At 36.0% G+C, this 15,715-nt stretch carries 14 protein-coding genes, 1 tRNA gene and 1 pseudogene; 11 read left to right on the forward strand and 5 right to left on the reverse strand.

The genetic code is table 11. The annotated features are described in order from the left end of the window. Positions 1-7: 7 nt before the first annotated feature. The 7 genes and pseudogenes from VCM44_RS02705 (at position 8) to VCM44_RS15125 (ending at position 6,185) form a co-directional block, all read left to right on the forward strand. A complete protein-coding gene (locus VCM44_RS02705) occupies positions 8-766 on the forward strand; it encodes an MBL fold metallo-hydrolase (protein WP_334677941.1) in 759 nt (252 codons plus the stop codon). Between the two features lie 63 nt (positions 767-829). Continuing rightward, positions 830-1,282: a YaiI/YqxD family protein gene (locus VCM44_RS02710; RefSeq protein WP_442905003.1), complete on the forward strand. Its 453-nt coding sequence runs from the start codon at positions 830-832 to the stop codon at positions 1,280-1,282. A gap of 148 nt (positions 1,283-1,430) precedes the next feature. Next, positions 1,431-2,708: a DEAD/DEAH box helicase gene (locus VCM44_RS02715; RefSeq protein WP_334677943.1), complete on the forward strand. Its 1,278-nt coding sequence runs from the start codon at positions 1,431-1,433 to the stop codon at positions 2,706-2,708. Between the two features lie 305 nt (positions 2,709-3,013). After that, complete coding sequence (locus tag VCM44_RS02720; RefSeq protein WP_334677944.1) at positions 3,014-3,367, forward strand: hypothetical protein; 354 nt, start codon at positions 3,014-3,016, stop codon at positions 3,365-3,367. A gap of 148 nt (positions 3,368-3,515) precedes the next feature. Further along, the gene (locus VCM44_RS02725; RefSeq protein WP_334677945.1) at positions 3,516-5,282 is read left to right on the forward strand and encodes a hypothetical protein; all 1,767 of its coding nucleotides are present in this window, start codon (positions 3,516-3,518) and stop codon (positions 5,280-5,282) included. A 31-nt stretch (positions 5,283-5,313) separates the two neighbouring features. Next, positions 5,314-5,466 (forward strand): annotated as a pseudogene (locus tag VCM44_RS15120) (zinc-ribbon domain-containing protein); the annotation flags it as partial. Positions 5,467-5,948: 482 nt separating this feature from the next. Then, positions 5,949-6,185 (forward strand): zinc-ribbon domain-containing protein, encoded by a 237-nt coding sequence (locus VCM44_RS15125; protein ID WP_442905004.1) that lies wholly within the window; start codon positions 5,949-5,951, stop codon positions 6,183-6,185. Between the two features lies 1 nt (position 6,186). Here VCM44_RS15125 and VCM44_RS02735 read toward each other — a convergent pair whose 3' ends face one another. Together VCM44_RS02735 and VCM44_RS02740 are read right to left on the reverse strand one after the other, a co-directional pair. Beyond that, a complete protein-coding gene (locus VCM44_RS02735; RefSeq protein WP_334677947.1) occupies positions 6,187-6,951 on the reverse strand; it encodes a hypothetical protein in 765 nt (254 codons plus the stop codon). An 800-nt stretch (positions 6,952-7,751) separates the two neighbouring features. Next, positions 7,752-7,827: transfer RNA gene (locus tag VCM44_RS02740), tRNA-His, on the reverse strand. A gap of 162 nt (positions 7,828-7,989) precedes the next feature. On the opposite strand from VCM44_RS02740, the gene VCM44_RS02745 reads away from it, so the two are divergent. Both VCM44_RS02745 and VCM44_RS02750 read left to right on the forward strand, forming a co-directional pair. After that, a complete protein-coding gene (locus VCM44_RS02745) occupies positions 7,990-8,592 on the forward strand; it encodes a hypothetical protein (RefSeq protein ID WP_114705722.1) in 603 nt (200 codons plus the stop codon). A gap of 66 nt (positions 8,593-8,658) precedes the next feature. Continuing rightward, entirely contained in the window at positions 8,659-9,393 is a 735-nt protein-coding gene (locus VCM44_RS02750) for an HAD family hydrolase (RefSeq protein ID WP_158536762.1), read from the forward strand. Here VCM44_RS02750 and VCM44_RS02755 read toward each other — a convergent pair. Both VCM44_RS02755 and VCM44_RS02760 read right to left on the reverse strand, forming a co-directional pair. Beyond that, positions 9,368-10,441, reverse strand: a complete 1,074-nt coding sequence (locus tag VCM44_RS02755; RefSeq protein WP_334677948.1) for an RluA family pseudouridine synthase — start codon at positions 10,439-10,441, stop codon at positions 9,368-9,370. The genes VCM44_RS02750 and VCM44_RS02755 overlap by 26 nt on opposite strands. A gap of 21 nt (positions 10,442-10,462) precedes the next feature. After that, the gene (locus VCM44_RS02760; protein ID WP_162929696.1) at positions 10,463-12,661 is read right to left on the reverse strand and encodes a hypothetical protein; all 2,199 of its coding nucleotides are present in this window, start codon (positions 12,659-12,661) and stop codon (positions 10,463-10,465) included. Positions 12,662-12,742: 81 nt separating this feature from the next. Between VCM44_RS02760 and VCM44_RS02765 the strand changes: the two genes are divergently transcribed. Together VCM44_RS02765 and VCM44_RS02770 are read left to right on the forward strand one after the other, a co-directional pair. Beyond that, positions 12,743-13,912, forward strand: a complete 1,170-nt coding sequence (locus tag VCM44_RS02765) for a hypothetical protein (protein ID WP_334677949.1) — start codon at positions 12,743-12,745, stop codon at positions 13,910-13,912. Then, complete coding sequence (locus tag VCM44_RS02770; RefSeq protein WP_334677950.1) at positions 13,912-14,691, forward strand: hypothetical protein; 780 nt, start codon at positions 13,912-13,914, stop codon at positions 14,689-14,691. The genes VCM44_RS02765 and VCM44_RS02770 overlap by 1 nt, the downstream gene beginning before the upstream one ends. Here VCM44_RS02770 and VCM44_RS02775 read toward each other — a convergent pair. Then, positions 14,677-15,708 carry a hypothetical protein gene (locus VCM44_RS02775; RefSeq protein ID WP_334677951.1) on the reverse strand — a complete coding sequence of 344 codons (1,032 nt, stop codon included), beginning with the start codon at positions 15,706-15,708 and terminating at the stop codon, positions 14,677-14,679. The genes VCM44_RS02770 and VCM44_RS02775 overlap by 15 nt on opposite strands. Between the last annotated feature and the right edge of the window lie 7 nt (positions 15,709-15,715).

The following is a 15,715-nucleotide window of genomic DNA, read 5'->3' on the forward strand; positions in this document are numbered from 1 at the left end:
GGGCTTTATGGACTTAAAAATACATCAACTTAAAGGCTATATCCAAACAATCTATCTCGTAGAAGAAAACGGCTCGTTTCTTCTTCTGGATGGTTGTTGTCGGCCTGATGTTGAAATTGTGGAATCATATCTTGAAAGCAATTTAAATAGAAATTTAAGCGATATTAAATTAGTTATCACAACTCATGCACACCCCGATCACATGGGAGCGGTTAGCTTCTTTCAAAAGAAAGGAATACCAATCGCCGGCCCTCGCGATCTTAATCTAATGTACTCTGGCCCTTTTGGTATCGTTACTTATTGGGTTGATATCCTACTTACTTATCTTGTGGCCTTAAATAAGAAGAGAGGATTTAAAAATATTCTTTTTTCACGCAATGTTAAGCTCGACTATATCCTAACTGATCTAATGGAAGTTCCATTCTTTAAAAACTGGAAAGTCTTAGAGTGTCCAGGGCACACAATAATGGACTTAAGTATCTTTCATGAAGAACAAAAGCTTGCATATATTGCTGATAATCTCGTCAGTACCAAAACTAATGTCTTTAGGCCTTATCCAATCTGGAAACCACAAGAGTATCGAAGCTCACTTCAGCGCTATATCGATCTTGGTATCAATGACTTTCTTATCGCCCATTATGGACAAGTCAAAGTAAGTCACGAACGTATTAAAGAATTAATTGATTCAACACCGGATATCCCACGAAAGCACCATAATAGTTTACCTGCTATTTTGATGAAGTTATTAAAGTCTGTATTCAAATAGTATTTAACGATCTAAGATGAATTATCTGATTAAATGAGGGATTCTTAAATGCAAAAGAAAGAGATGAAGATTTGGGTCGATGCTGATGCATGCCCTAAGGTTATAAAAGAGATACTTTTTAAAACATCCATTCGTTTACAAATCCCACTCATACTTGTTGCTAACTCCTATATGAATATCCCACATCACGAGTTAATCTCTTTTGTTAAAGTTGATAGCGGAGATGATGTCGCTGATATGTATATTGCTGAACATGTTGAAGTAAATGATCTCGTCATTACAGCTGACATTCCATTGGCCGCTGAAGTTGTTGGAAGAGGAACTCTTGCTATTAATCCTCGCGGTGAACTCTACGATGAAGAGAATATAGGAGAGCGACTATCAATGCGAGACTTTATGAAGGAGCTTCGTGATGGAGGAGTCGTTACAGGAGGCGCTGACTCATTTAATGCTAAAGATAAGCAAAACTTTGCAAATTCACTGAACAAAATACTCTCTAAGAAGGGATATCACTAATATACTTTACATAAACGCGATTAAAGGTTGACTTGTATCCTAATACAAGAGATGAAGGGGATTGATCTAGATACATTTTAAATATTCGCCTGTGCTAGTATTTGGATTAAGCATTGGCATTAACGCTTATTGAGCAAGGATATTTATTATGTCATCAATCAATTCATTTGATTCCCTAAAACTATTACCAGAAATTCTCTCAAGCCTAAATAAAAAAGGCTATAAGAAACCAACTCCAATTCAGGCCCAATCAATCCCACACGTATTAACAGGTGGAGATATCCTTGGAATTGCACAAACTGGAACTGGAAAAACTGCTGCGTTCTCATTACCAATTTTAAATAATCTAGGCTCAAATAAAATTAAAACTAAGCCAAGACATATGAGAACTTTAATTCTTACACCTACAAGAGAGTTAGCATCTCAGATTAATGAAAATATTGAAGAATATGGAAAAGGCCTAGGCATAAAAAGTACGGTTATTTTCGGTGGAGTTAAACCAAGGCCACAAATCCTACAGCTTAAAAAAGGGATGGATGTAATTGTTGCTACTCCTGGTCGTTTCTTAGATCTTATGAGTAATGACCAAATTCAATTTGGCCAACTTGAAACCTTTGTCCTCGATGAAGCGGATCGCATGCTTGATATGGGATTCATTCGCGATGTGAATAAGATTATTGCGAGACTACCAAAAAAGAGGCAAACGCTACTTTTTTCTGCAACGATGCCACAAGATATTGTAAACCTTTCTAAAAAGCTTCTAGTAAAGCCTAAGAAAGTCGAAGTAACACCTGAATCAACAACTGTCGAAAAGATTGATCAGAAAATCAATTTTGTCCACAAGACAAATAAACCAAAACTCTTAATTAATATTCTAGAGGACCAATCAATTGAGCACGTACTTGTTTTTACAAAGACAAAACACGGCGCTAATCGAGTTGTTAAACATCTTGATCAGGTTGGAATAACATCTGCTGCTATTCATGGAAATAAGTCTCAAGGTGCACGAGAAAAGGCCCTTGGTGGTTTTAAAAAGGGAACAATCAGAGTCCTCGTTGCAACTGATATTGCTGCTCGTGGAATTGATGTTTCTCATATCACTCACGTTATCAATTATAACCTTCCAGATGATCCTAAAAGTTATGTTCACCGTATCGGAAGAACGGCCCGAGCTGGACGTGATGGAATTGCTATTTCATTTTGCGATGACACAGAAAAGAAACTTTTAAAAGATATTGAAAAGACAATTAAGTATCAAATTCCACAAGATAAGGATCATCCTTTTCATGGAGTTGCTGGAGCACCTGCTCAACCTCAAAATCACAGGCGCCCAAGTAAGAAAGCATCTGCTAATAAAAGCCGTAATGGAAATAATCAGCAACGAAGTGCGCGACGTAGGCCTGCTAAGAAGAAGCCTACTACTTAAGATGTAAGTGAAGATGCAGAGTTGGTGACCCCGCTTTGCGGCCATCGTGGCCACGCGGGGGACCCTCATTGTGAGGGCCACCCACGACGTTGCTTAAGATGAGATCGATGAAAGTGCGAGGGGCCCCTCCTCATGCTTTCGCGTCACGCTCAAGCAATCGTCGCCGGTTCACTCGCTTCCGCTGGCCGTCCGGGCCAGCTCTTCGCTAACGCGCGCTCGTTCACTTCTCGCCCCATCGGTCTCTTTATGCATAAATTTGGATTTCAGGAATAAAAAAAGCCTTCGCAAAAGGAAGGCTTTTTTAAATGGGGTGCTCAACCGACACTAAAAATACATTTTTTCAGCCCGTCGAAAGCACCATTATCATTAAGCTTAGATCAAATACACTATATAAATCCAAGGCTTACCTTCATCAGAAATATATTGTTGAAGGCCTATCGTGTCAACAGATTGCTGATAACGCAGGATGTGCAAGAACATCAGTCTTAAAGTTCCTTAAAGAGTTTGGATTCAAGACTAATAAGCCAGGATCAAATCGTAACAGAAAGCGAGGCCTTGCTTATGGCCAGCACTCAGACGAACGAAGTGATAAGCGTGAACTAGAGAATATCAAGAAGATGAGAGAGTTGCGAGATAAGGGATTTGCTACGAGAAAATAGCCAGTGTATTCAACTCAATGAAGATTCCTACTAAGACCAGAAAGGGTAAGTGGCATCGAAAGACTATACACCAAATACTAAACTGATTTTTGGCCCGACGCTTTATAATTTTTGTGATAAATAAATCTTGGTTTGAAAAGGACAACTTATGAATCAAGACTGGTATGACTTTAAAGATATAAAGAGAAGAGACTTTTCCAGGGCGGTATGGATTCCATTAAGGGCAATCCACACTCCTATTAAGGAAGGGAAGTATGGCTTAGTAGGATATAAAAGCGAGATTTTTCAATGTACCTCAGTTGCATTTTTCAATGATGATCTAGAAGCTTCAAAGAAAATGAACTGGGATAGTATGGGGTTGATGAGAAGTCATGGAAGTTACTATGAAGATGGTAACTACTATCCAAGCGATCAGTTTAATGAAGATATTTATACTGAAGGGACTCTTGTTGGTACTAATTTAGTTATTGAGCAGGAACTTAACTCAGTTGATGGCACAGTTTGGCACCTTAATCAGGACTTAGTTACAGCATTAAATTTATTAAGAGAAGGTGATGTTTGGATTCGTCCAGAAGAAGATTATGAAGAAGTTGTAAAATTGACTAGGAACTCAGAGAACAGACCTGTTTTAATTGAAATAAAATCAAAGTTCTTAAAAGATTACTTATGTGCCAGAAATATGAATCTCACATTATGCTCATATAGAAGTAGGTCAACAGTTGAAAAAGATAGAAGTAAGATTGATTGGAAGGAAGATTATCCTTCTGAGGTAGATGGCCTAAGTAAATGGGATGGTAGAATTTCTGAAATTCATGAAGGTGGTAACCTTTTTGGAGGTTCAATGGCTGTATTCCATGTAAGTAGGACCGATGTTGATCCAGAAGAAGAGGTGCCAATATTGCCTCATCCTACTGAAGGTGAATTCGAATCAAATTCATTTACTAAGAAGTTTGAAGGGCAAAAACTCTTTTATATTGAGGGAGAGTTTAGGCGTACTGAAATTATCGAAATGGGAAATGAAAGCCCTAGAGTTAAGAAAGAAGATAATGAAGTAAGTATTGAATACATAGTTGAAGGTTCAGGAGAAAAGCTTAAATCAAAAGAGTTGAGAGATAGTGGCCGTTGGCTTTGGTTTAAGCCCGAAGTTATTTCGAGTCTATTAGCAAAAAGAAACTCAAAATTAGAGTGGTATACGGCTAAAACAGGCTCTATTACAGCTAATCCACATAGTATGAGAGTTGTATTTGGAATTAATTCGTTAGGATTAGTAAATGTATATGCAAAAGATATTTCGTATCAATCAGAATGGGAGCAACAAATTTGGTCTTCTTATAATATTGTACCAGATGGTGGAGTTTCTAAGGAACTACAAGATTCACAAGTGCATGCAGATCCTGCTAATACTCAAGCTCCAGAGAGTTTTCTTCTAAAGGGTCTAGAGCAATTAAATTATTTATCAGATAAATTATTTAACTTTCAGTTAGTAAGAGATCATGAGCAGCTGGTTGATATAGCAAAGAAAACTCACCGATTTAGAGTTACAAATCAAAATGAGCTTTATGCATTGGCAAAAGATGTAGCTAGATTAACAGCTGATAGCTTTAATACTTCTGAAGTTCACAAGCTTATTGAGTTGAAAAAAGGTGAGAAACCAGGTTCATTAAAATCAGTAGAAAGACTATTGGCCATTTCTGTAGGTGATGAAAAGGCTAGAGAGATTATGGGTCCTCTAGTAGGTGCTTATGAGTTAAGGCATGGAGATGCACATTTACCAGGATCTGATATTGATAACTATCTAGAGTTGGTAGCTGTTAAAAAAGAGATGCCTCTCGTTGAACAAGGGTTTTATTTACTAGCGAGTTGTGTAAATTCTATTTATCAAATTTTAGGTGTTCTTGAGTCTCGTGGTGAATAAGAAGAGTTTTGCTTAAACATTTCCCGAATTAATTAAAGAATGGCATCCAACAAAGAATGGTAAGTTAACGCCAAAAGATGTACCTGCGGGCACTGGAAAAAAAGTATGGTGGAAGTGCTCCAAAGGAGATGATCATGAATGGAAAGCAACGATATTACATAGGACTAATGGAACAGGATGCCCTAAATGTAATCCTGCTTATTCAATCCCAGAATTAAGAATATTTTGTGAACTAAAAACAATCTTCAAAGATGTTCATCATAGAGCAATTGTATTAGGTAATGAAGTTGACATATATATTCCAGAGTTAAAATTCGGAATTGAGTATGATGGTGTTTATTGGCATGCAGATAAACATGAGAAAGATATTCAAAAGAATGAAGATCTATCAGAGGAGATATTTCTATTAAAAGTTCGAGAAGAAGGACTACCTCTTTTAGAATCGACGGATATTCAAGCGAAGAAAAGAGAAATTAATTTAGAGATAGTTAAAAATATTTTAAAAGTAATCAAAGCTAAGAATAAGAAAATGCCCTTGGCCTTAAATAATGCAATTCAAAAGTACATGAATAGAGATGAATGGATTGCAAGTGACCTTTTCAATGAACTATATACAAAAAGAAAGCATGTCGCTTTTGAGAAGTCTTTGTCATTTCTTTTCCCGATATCGCTAGAGATTGGCATCCAACTAAGAATGATTTACTTCTACCTGAATACTTTACTCCTGGGTCAGGGCGAGTCGTTTGGTGGAGAGGAAGATGTAGGCATATTTGGCAAGATTCAAGTAACCACAGAACAAGTGGTCGAGGCTGTCCTAAATGTAGATATAAGAGGACAAGTGAGATTTGGAAAAAGAAGAACGCTAAAAAGAATAACCCTCAGTTAGAATTGGATTTGAAATAATTTATGGAAGTCCAAATGTAGTTCTTAAATCATTTATTAAACTTTGGGCATTAACAACTTTATTGATGCTTTGATTGCCATTTTGAATATTCTGATCCCAGTGTACCCATCCATCATATTGACTAAAGGTGACTCCTGATAGACCAGGCGAATGAGTTGAGTAGTTCCACCCTGATAACATTGAAAATGGAACAATGAAATTCTGGTTATCAAGTTGCTTTTGTCTCCAGTTTATAAATTCATCCCAAGTTTCATCGTAAAATAAACCTGCCGTTTTTAAATTTGCTTCAAGGCTCGCTGCTTTTACTACTCCTTTACCAGTAATAAGTGTAGAACTTTCATATATAAAACAGTCAACTTCTCCGGACGTTATTACACCTCTGTGAAGATAGCCTTGTTCATTTAGTAGTCTTGATAGAATATTGACTCTGTAAAAGAACGCGAGCTTAGCAGCGGCTCTAGTTTTCGGCATATCTTTTTCGGTTAGTATCAAGGCATTACCCACAATTGCATACTGGATTGCACTGTTTGGGGTTCCTATTAAATTTCCATTTTGATCAATAGGTCCTGTACATGAGGCTTCAGAAGCACAGTTCAAAGCTGTATTAACAGCAGATACGATTTGTGAATGAGAAAGACCTCGAACACCCAACAAGTCAATCCAGCAGATTGAGCAGTCATTCATACTGTATGTTTGGAATGGTGCTGCTGAATTAGATCTTATGAAGTTGTTATATCCAAGCGACTTGGGGTTATATGTTGGCACTTTAACTCCTTTATTAGCTCTTTATGTCTCAAGAGTAATCGTTCCAGGTGCTTTTTCGTTGGCTATGCGTAAGAGAATTAGATTGAATTATTCATCTATGTTTGTATGAAATTCAAATATAATCCCCGCATAATAAAACCTATAACTAATAATATAGAAAAAGAGATCAAAGGATCATACCAATATAAGTCTCTTTTACGATGATAGCTTCTGAAAATCTCATTTCTTCCGCTCAATATCCATCTTATATAGTTTCCTATTATATATAATATTTTTATTAGGTAGTACTTTAGAGAATGTCTCATTTATATCAATCCTCTCTATTAACACAGCTAATTTCTTGTAACTATAATAAAGCAATAGTAGATAACTAAACCAATGATAACAGTTACGGATACAGAGATAAAAATATCGTACCATTTTTTCTCATTACGAGAATGGAAATGACTGAAGGATTCTCTTCGATCTGAAAATATCCACCTTATGAATGAGCCTAAGTAATACAATGTATTCGCAAAAACTTCGTATAAGATGTCTGTAAAAAACTCTCTCATTTGTTAATTATATACTAAATTCTGATTTTATTTAGATATTGAGTTGTTCTTTAGATTTTTAAAATAAGTTATTGTTCTTATAAAGGTTTTGAAATAAAGCAGAGTTGGTGACCCCGCTTTGCGGCCATCGTGGCCTCGCGGGGGACCCTCATCGTGAGGGCCACCCACGACATTGCCGTAGCTACAAAACCCAATCATTCATCCACAAATAAAAAAAGCCCCCTCGGATGAGGGGGCTTTTTTTAATGGGGTGACCGATGGGGCTCGAACCCACGACAACCAGAATCACAATCTGGCGCTCTACCAACTGAACTACGGTCACCATAAGAATGTGGAATTATTTATAATTGATTAGGCCTTATGAGTCAACCTGTAATTCTTTTGTGTGTAAGGATTGTGCGAAGTGTCTTAGGAATTCCTTGCATATAGTTAGGACAAGGCATTAAAATGATTAAAGAGTTTACTAAAAACTAGGAAGGAATATATGAAAAAGGCGTTTCTATCATTAATGATGCTGTCACAAGCTTCAATCTTCGCTTACGGGATCGGACAATCGACAATGCCAATGCTAAGCGGATCAAAGACAATTGCTACAGAACTTACTGGAATTACATCAGATAAGGGTGGAATGGGGATGCAAGTTCGCTACACTCATAAATTAGACGAGAAATTAATCGTAGATGGTGGTCTAGGAATTTCTGGTGGTGATCGTTCACAAAGACTATTTGTTGGTGCGGACTATGAACTGTATCCAGATTATATGCAACAACCTCGTGTTTCTGTAAAAGGGATGATTGAGCGTTCTACTGAGTTTGATGAAGGTGTTACAAAGCTTTCAATTGCTCCAACAGTAACGAAGGGATTCTCATTTTGGGGTAAAGAAGCTTATCCATATGCTTCAATTCCTCTAGGACTATCACTAAATGGTGATACTCAGAGATATGAAACAACAATGAGTCTTAACACGGGGATTAACGGACAATTACCAATTGAAGGCTTCAAGCACCTAAACGGTACAATGGAAGTTCAAGTTGGCCTAAAGGATTCATTTACAGCTTTCTTAGCTGGTGTTTCTTTTCCTCTATAATTACTTACAAAAATTTTATATAAGAAAGGGCGGCTTAATGGCCGCCTTTTTTACATGAGGCATTCGATGACAACTCCAAAGATTATACTTTCAGACTTTGACGGTACACTAACTCACCATACAGAAATGAGCAGTGAGCTTTTTGATATTTTAAATCTTGCTGAGAGTAAAAAGATCCCATTTGTTATCGTAACAGGCCGAAGTATCTCTTGGGCACATTTTCTAATCACTCACTTTTCAACACTTCCTATCGTTATCTCAGAAGGCGGAGGAGCTCTTAGTTGGCGTGATAAGAATGGACTTATTCAAAATGAATTCTTAGTTCCAGAAAGTGAGCTGGCAAAGCTTGAAGCTTTTTGTGTAAAGCTTAAAGAGAAGTATCCTAATTTAAATTTAACAAGTGATTCTTTGGGGCGAGTATCTGATCGCGCGATTGAATTATGTGATCTTGAAGATGAGAAATTTAAAAATGAAATTTGTCACCTTATGGATGAAGAGGGGATTAATTACTCAACATCTAATGTTCACTTAAACTTTTGGTGTGGAAACCTATCAAAGGCAAATGCAACAAAGGTTCTCTTTAATAAGTTCTTTTCACATCTAAATATGGAAGAAGAATCTATCTACTTTGGTGATAGTCTAAATGATCAATCAATGTTTGATAAGGTTAAGACTTCAATTGGTGTTTCTAATATTGATTCAGTTATGGATCGCTTAAGTGTGAAACCACACATTATTTTAAAGGGAAAAGAAAACGCTGGGCCAAGTGGTGTTCTTAATTACCTGAAAAATAATCTCTAGCTTTATCTTTAACAGTTTTTTCAATCTCATCTACTGGTGTTGAAAAACGCTCTTTAATTAGCGGGATGAAGTCCTTTGGAAGTGATGAGATATACATGCGATCTTCACCCTTGTAGTGAAGCTTTAGACCGATGGCATGGAGGCAGTGACGATTGTGCTCCATCTGATCAAATTCTTCTGGTGCGGCCAAGTTATCTTTAAAGCGTTGAAACATTTCAAATGAACCAAGATAAAGCTTATCACCTAATAGTGGCAGGCCTCTAAGCATTGCGTGAACACGGATTTGATGCTGGCGTCCAGTTTGAGGAAAGGCCAGTCCAAGTACATAATCACCTTCTTTAAAAAGAATTTTAAAATCAGTATAGGCATGCTTTCCTTCATGAGAGTCCACGGGAAAAGAATCGATATAAACTCGCTTTAACCCTTCTTCACTAGCTCCAAGTCTTTCATCTGAAAAGAATTCTTGTGCTCCATTGTAATCTTCATTTGCTTTTGCAATAAAGAAGTAGCACTTCTTAACGCGATCATGGATGAACTCTTCACCCATTAGGTTTGCTATCTGTGGATCTTTTCCAAGCATCATTACACCTGATGTTTCACGATCAAGTCTGTGAATTGAGTGGATGGTTTTCTCATACTTTTCTTCAAACATTACTGTGGCACAGTAAAAGAGGTGGCGGCCAGTTGGGTGACAGGCCATGTATGGAGGCTTATTCATGACAATAAGCTCATTGTCTTCAAAAATTATTTCAGGCTTTTCATCGAGTTCAATAAGTTTACCACGCCAATATTCGTCTTCTTGAGTTGTTCTTGTGATTCGAAAAAAGATTTTTTCTTTATAATGGAGAGTCGTTGATGGCCTAGGCTTTCCTGGACGATCAATGATTTGAACATCACCGGCCTTGATTCTCTTTTTCACTTCTTGGCGAGACCACGTTTCAAGATAGATCTGCATAAATTGATCCAACCTCATCCCTTGATGAGTTTCTTCAACGTAATACGTCACCTCATAGACTTGAGTCGTGAATTTCTTATTTAAGATGGCCATGTTTATCTAAGTTAATTAGTACTAGTAACGTTCTTTAATTAGATACTTTATTAACTCAAATGAACCATTCTGTGAATAACCATATGAAGATTGAAGATTATCAATAACAACCTTAATTTCTTTTTTGATATCTTCTTTCAATGGGATATGGCCTTTTACTTCTTTTCCAGACATCTCTGCTTCAAAGAAAACAAGATTCTTAGCAATCTTATGAATTACCTTCTCTTGCTCTTTTCTAAATGATTCTTTTAGACGATCCACAACTTCTGGGAAGATTTTAGTATAATCGACTTCTTCGCCTTTATTATCCAGATACCAAGCACCTAGTTTAGAAATAAGGTGAGAACGGAAGTTAACTGCATCTTCTTTTAGATTGATATTATTTTCAAATTCTTTAATGAAGTACTCATCTGCATCTTCATACTTAGAAGTTACAACGTTTTTAATCTTTTCACCTTTAATCATGGCGTTGATATTTTCGATATATCTCTTTAAGTAATCTTCATAAGAGCGATCATCCACAAGACCTAATGACTCTCTTAACTTCTTATCAAAGTCATCAAGTGCTGATTCATTGATTAGCTCAATGAACTTTGGTGGATTATGATAATCTCCATGAGCAGACATATTGAGAAAGTCATATTCTGACTTCTTATTGATAATTCTTTTAAAGTAGTCCAGAACTTGAATAAAAGTAATTGCCTTATTCATATCTGCCAGACGATAAATAATATTTTTAATATCCCTTGGTGAGATACCAAATTTACCTTCATAGAGATTATCGAATTCAAACTCTGATTCGATACGTTCAATATTATGTTTTAAGATTTGTGCTTGTTCTACGTCTAATCGGCCAGGGATGATTCTATCTTCAGAGTAGAGTCCGGCCTTCTCAAGTGGATTAAGAGTTGTTACGATAGCTGAAAGTTTCTTCGTATCTTCGTAGTGCTTTGTCATACAAGAGCGAATCCTAGTCATAACGGCGAACTTTGCAATGGCATCAAGAGCACCCGGCTCAAAATGAGTACGATCTTTAATACTATTGATTTGTTTTTGATAGATCTTCATTTCACTCTTATAGTCTAAGAGATATGGTACGCGGATAAATGTAAAACGTCCTTTAAATGAATTAAAGTCAGGGTGTTGCTTAAAGGCCGTTAAATGTACTTCATTTGATGTACCAATAAAGAAGATATCAAGCTCAGTTAAAATACCACCGAGATTAATTGATCCGGATTCCATTGTCATAAGTAGATACTTAAATGTATCCAATGGCCTTTTAAGTAGATCTGAATATTCTAGAATACCGCGATTGGCATGAATTGTTTCACCAGACATTTGAAACAGATTTAATGACTGAAGTGAAGGTGGAAGAGATGCAAGTCTCTGATCCATTGTGATTTGTTGCATCTTTGCATCAACATGTAGTTGAGGCTCAATTGTAACAGCACTTCTCGAATAACGACGAGAGATAGTGTAGCGCTCAACGCGAATATGTTTTAAGACTTCTTCATGCTTTCCTTTGTAATTCTTAAGTAGAGCATCGTAAATCATACGATTTCTTTTTGAGAGATCACCGCGGACAAGGTAAGACTTTTCTATTTCTTCCTGCTTTTCTGGATTCTCGTTAAAAGCAGAATGGATTAAATCCTTTCTAACTTCTTTTGGGATAAGTAGTAGAGGGTGATCTTTTAATTCAGATGTTAAAATAGCTGAGATATCTTTATCTTCTAATTGTGCGTAAGAGCTTAAATCTGAAGTTGTCGATGCTTGGTTTAATCCAAGATTACCTTTTATGACTGTATTAATTGGAAAGATCCAACTAAATGTATAAAGAGCACCTTCATCTGTTTTAGAATAATCCTCAGCACCTTTCATAAGGCGCTTAACAAGTGAGCTCTTTGAAGAACCATTTGGCCCAATAAGAAGTATGAATTTATTATTAAAACCTTCTTCTGCAAAATTTCTTAGTTGCTCAATGATCTTTTCCTCAATCTTATACTGGCCAAATACTGCTGGAGCATCTTGGTCATCATGTGAGAAAACATTTAAATGTTTGTGATCATCACGGCCAAAGTAATTAACCATGTCTTGAAGGTAAGCAGAAGTTGGCCTTAATTCCTTTTCAGGAGACTTCTTAAAGAGTTCATAATACTCAAAAAATGACATGATCTCATTGCCGTTAACTTCTAAATTATTTAAGCTATCTATCCAATCCATAATAATCCTTTGAATCCTTTTAACATAAGGAAATTCTATATATAATTTTACCATTGATTGGGTGTTACACATAAGTGAGAAATGTTTAAAAAAATAATTTTAACTACTATATTAATTCTGAGTGTTGGTGTCGGGTATTGGGGCTTTACAAAGTTGCAAACAAAAAAGACTCTAAGCCCGGATCAAATCGAAGAAATAGCGTCTACTTTGAAGTTTGAGTGGGAAAATGCACGTCTTGATAAAGAAGGTCAGTGTAAAACTCTTAGTTATGTAGATGACCAATATTATCAATGTTTTCCTGAGTATCTTCAGTGCCTATTAGAAAAAAAGTTGGTGAATGTTTATCTTGATAAAAAAGTTAAGACATTATCTCTCGTTCAAGGTTATTCGTATCATCAGATGCCAAGCTTTCGTTACTATGATTTTGTTGTAAAGGCTCAAGATTATGATCAAGAATTACAACTTAGCTTTGTGGATAGTTGCCAAGAAACCTACGTGCCACAACGTTACTATCCTTTTATGGCCAATAAAAGAGAAGTTACAATTTCTTGGGATAACTTTAATCGCAATCTCTTTGTAGATAAATTTCATGTACAAAATTGGGAAGTAAAGAATTGGAAGAACTTAGCAAATGATAAGCTCTCAAAGTCTGCTTATAAAAAAATCAAGGATAAGAATCTCTACTCGTATACTTATGGATTGTCAGTTGAAGAGATGGAAGCCTATTGCCGTTTTCAAGGAAAGAGTTTACTCACTGCAAGAGTTTTTGATGCAATTTCAATTCATCCAGAAGACTTGACTGATAATACAACTAAGTACTTAAGGGCACCGCTCTATCCTTGGACAAGAAAGAATACAAAAACACTACTTAATAAGATTCAACGAATGAAAGAGTTTCATGTTGAAGAAATTAAGGAAGAAGAACGATTATCTCTTTGTGAAAAAAGTTATTCAAGTGAGTGTTTAGATCAAAATTATATACAAAAAGATAGTCGAAATGTTTCATGGGCCGGTGTTTATCAGATCTTTGGTGGGCCTTTTGAATACTTAAGAAATATCATCCACCCAAGTGAGAACTTAAAACTCTCTTCGTTCTATTTCAGCTGGCATTCTAAAGCACACCAAAATGGTATGCGCGGATATTGGGATGGTGAAGGATATGGTTTAAATAATATAGCCTTTGATCCCCTAAGAGCTGATAAATTAACTAATGACTATCGCATTGCATTTCGTTGCATGAGGAGTCTATAGTGAAATATTTAGTATTTATTCTGCTTTTTATTTCATGTTGGTCACAAAAGTTTGATCTTGAAGAAAGATTGTCTCTTGCAAAGAAGATTGAATTTAATAATCAATATTTAAATAAAGGTAATATCGAACAACCAAAGAATACTTGGATTAAGATTTTTGAATTCGATAACTTTTGTGCATTTTATAAAACTCCTTTTAATAAAAAAGAGGGGATACTTCGCTACGTTTCTAAAAGTGGTAATAAGTGCCAATTTGATGAAAAAATAAAGCTTCAAGAGAATATCTCCTCTCTTAAATTCTCACTATCAGCTGTTGATAAAGTCAGCCTCGATCTATTTCTTGGCGGTGAAAGAAGAAGTTATCATTTATTCAACTACCGAATGCCAAGAAAGTTTAGTGCCTTTCAAAATCAGTTAAAAAAGTCCTACTTTGATAATGTCTTCATTAGTGGTGGCCTTGAATACTTAAAGGATAAAGTCTTAAAAGATGGCCAACTCTGTCACGGAGTTAATATAGAGTGTAAGGATGTAGTGGCAAATATTTGTGATATGTGTCCTAGTGGAAGTTATGAAGTCGTAGATTTCAATTGTAAACAAGGTGGTAGTAAGTACTGTGGAGTTAATAAGTGCGGTACAAAAAATCAGCCAGCTTGTCCTCGTGGTTATAAAGTTTTAGATACAAAGCTTCCAAGCCTCTGCTTTAATGGATCTCCAGCTGGCTTTTGTGAGCCTGGCCTTGAAACATTTTGTAATGATGATGGAATTCTAGTTTGTTTGTAGGATTTTTGTCTTAAGTACCTGAGCTGGCCTAAGTTTTAGACGACTTTTTCTCACTTCTTTAATGGCATTAATGTCATCAGGAGAAATATAACAACTATTAGTTACATCATAGAAATCAGAGCAAATTCTTACTTGTTGCGCTTCTATCTCTTTCGTTTTTGGAAAGTATCTTAAAAGAGTAATGAATTCCCCATGCCCAAGGTTAGAGACAACAGGATACTCTAGGATCTTTGTTACAGGCTCAATACTACTTCCACTAAAAACGATATCAATGGTATCTGGAGGTAGGCGCGTTAAGATTTTTTTAATGAAGCTACGATCAATTTTACAGTCTTTAAATCGGTAATCGATTTTATCACTACACTCATCATGAGCATGTAAGATAGCAATATTTATATCAGTCTGACCTTTGATCTTTCTTTTTATATTAAGGATTCTTGCAACGACATCATCAAAGAGGATTCCCTCTAAACCATCCTCATCTTTAAGTATCGGTTTATATGGTGTTAGTCCAAAGATTCCAACCTTTACACCATTTATCTCCTTAATGATTACTTCTTTATTATTAAAGCTTGAAAGGGATTCATTTGTATCAAGTGATAAGAGATTTGAATTAACAAATGGAATATTGATCTCTTTATTCTTCTGATTCTTTAAGCTAATGAGGTCATGATCTGATAAGAGAACGGCATCGTATTCTAATTCATTTATATGCTCAAGAACTTCGTCACCATCTTCTTTTGATTGACCTGCTAGAATCTGCCCACCATCGATTAAAAGAATATTTCCAAGTTCACTTCTTATGGCACTGAGGTATTTTCTCTGTAGCTGTGCACCACCAAATTCTATTTTTGAACCATTGATCAGCTCGTCTTTGTGAGGTGTGAGTTGCGACTTTAAATTACCAGTATAAGCGATAATAATTGAATAATCTTTAGTGTTCTTAGAGAACTTCTTAGTAAGCTTTAAGGAATTATATTTTTGAGAACTCTCACTACAAGAAATGAGAGTTCCCAAAATTAAA

The sequence above is a fragment of the Halobacteriovorax sp. DPLXC-1 genome, from assembly GCF_036903125.1.
In the GTDB taxonomy this organism is placed as follows: Bacteria; Bdellovibrionota; Bacteriovoracia; order Bacteriovoracales; family Bacteriovoracaceae; genus Halobacteriovorax_A; species Halobacteriovorax_A vibrionivorans.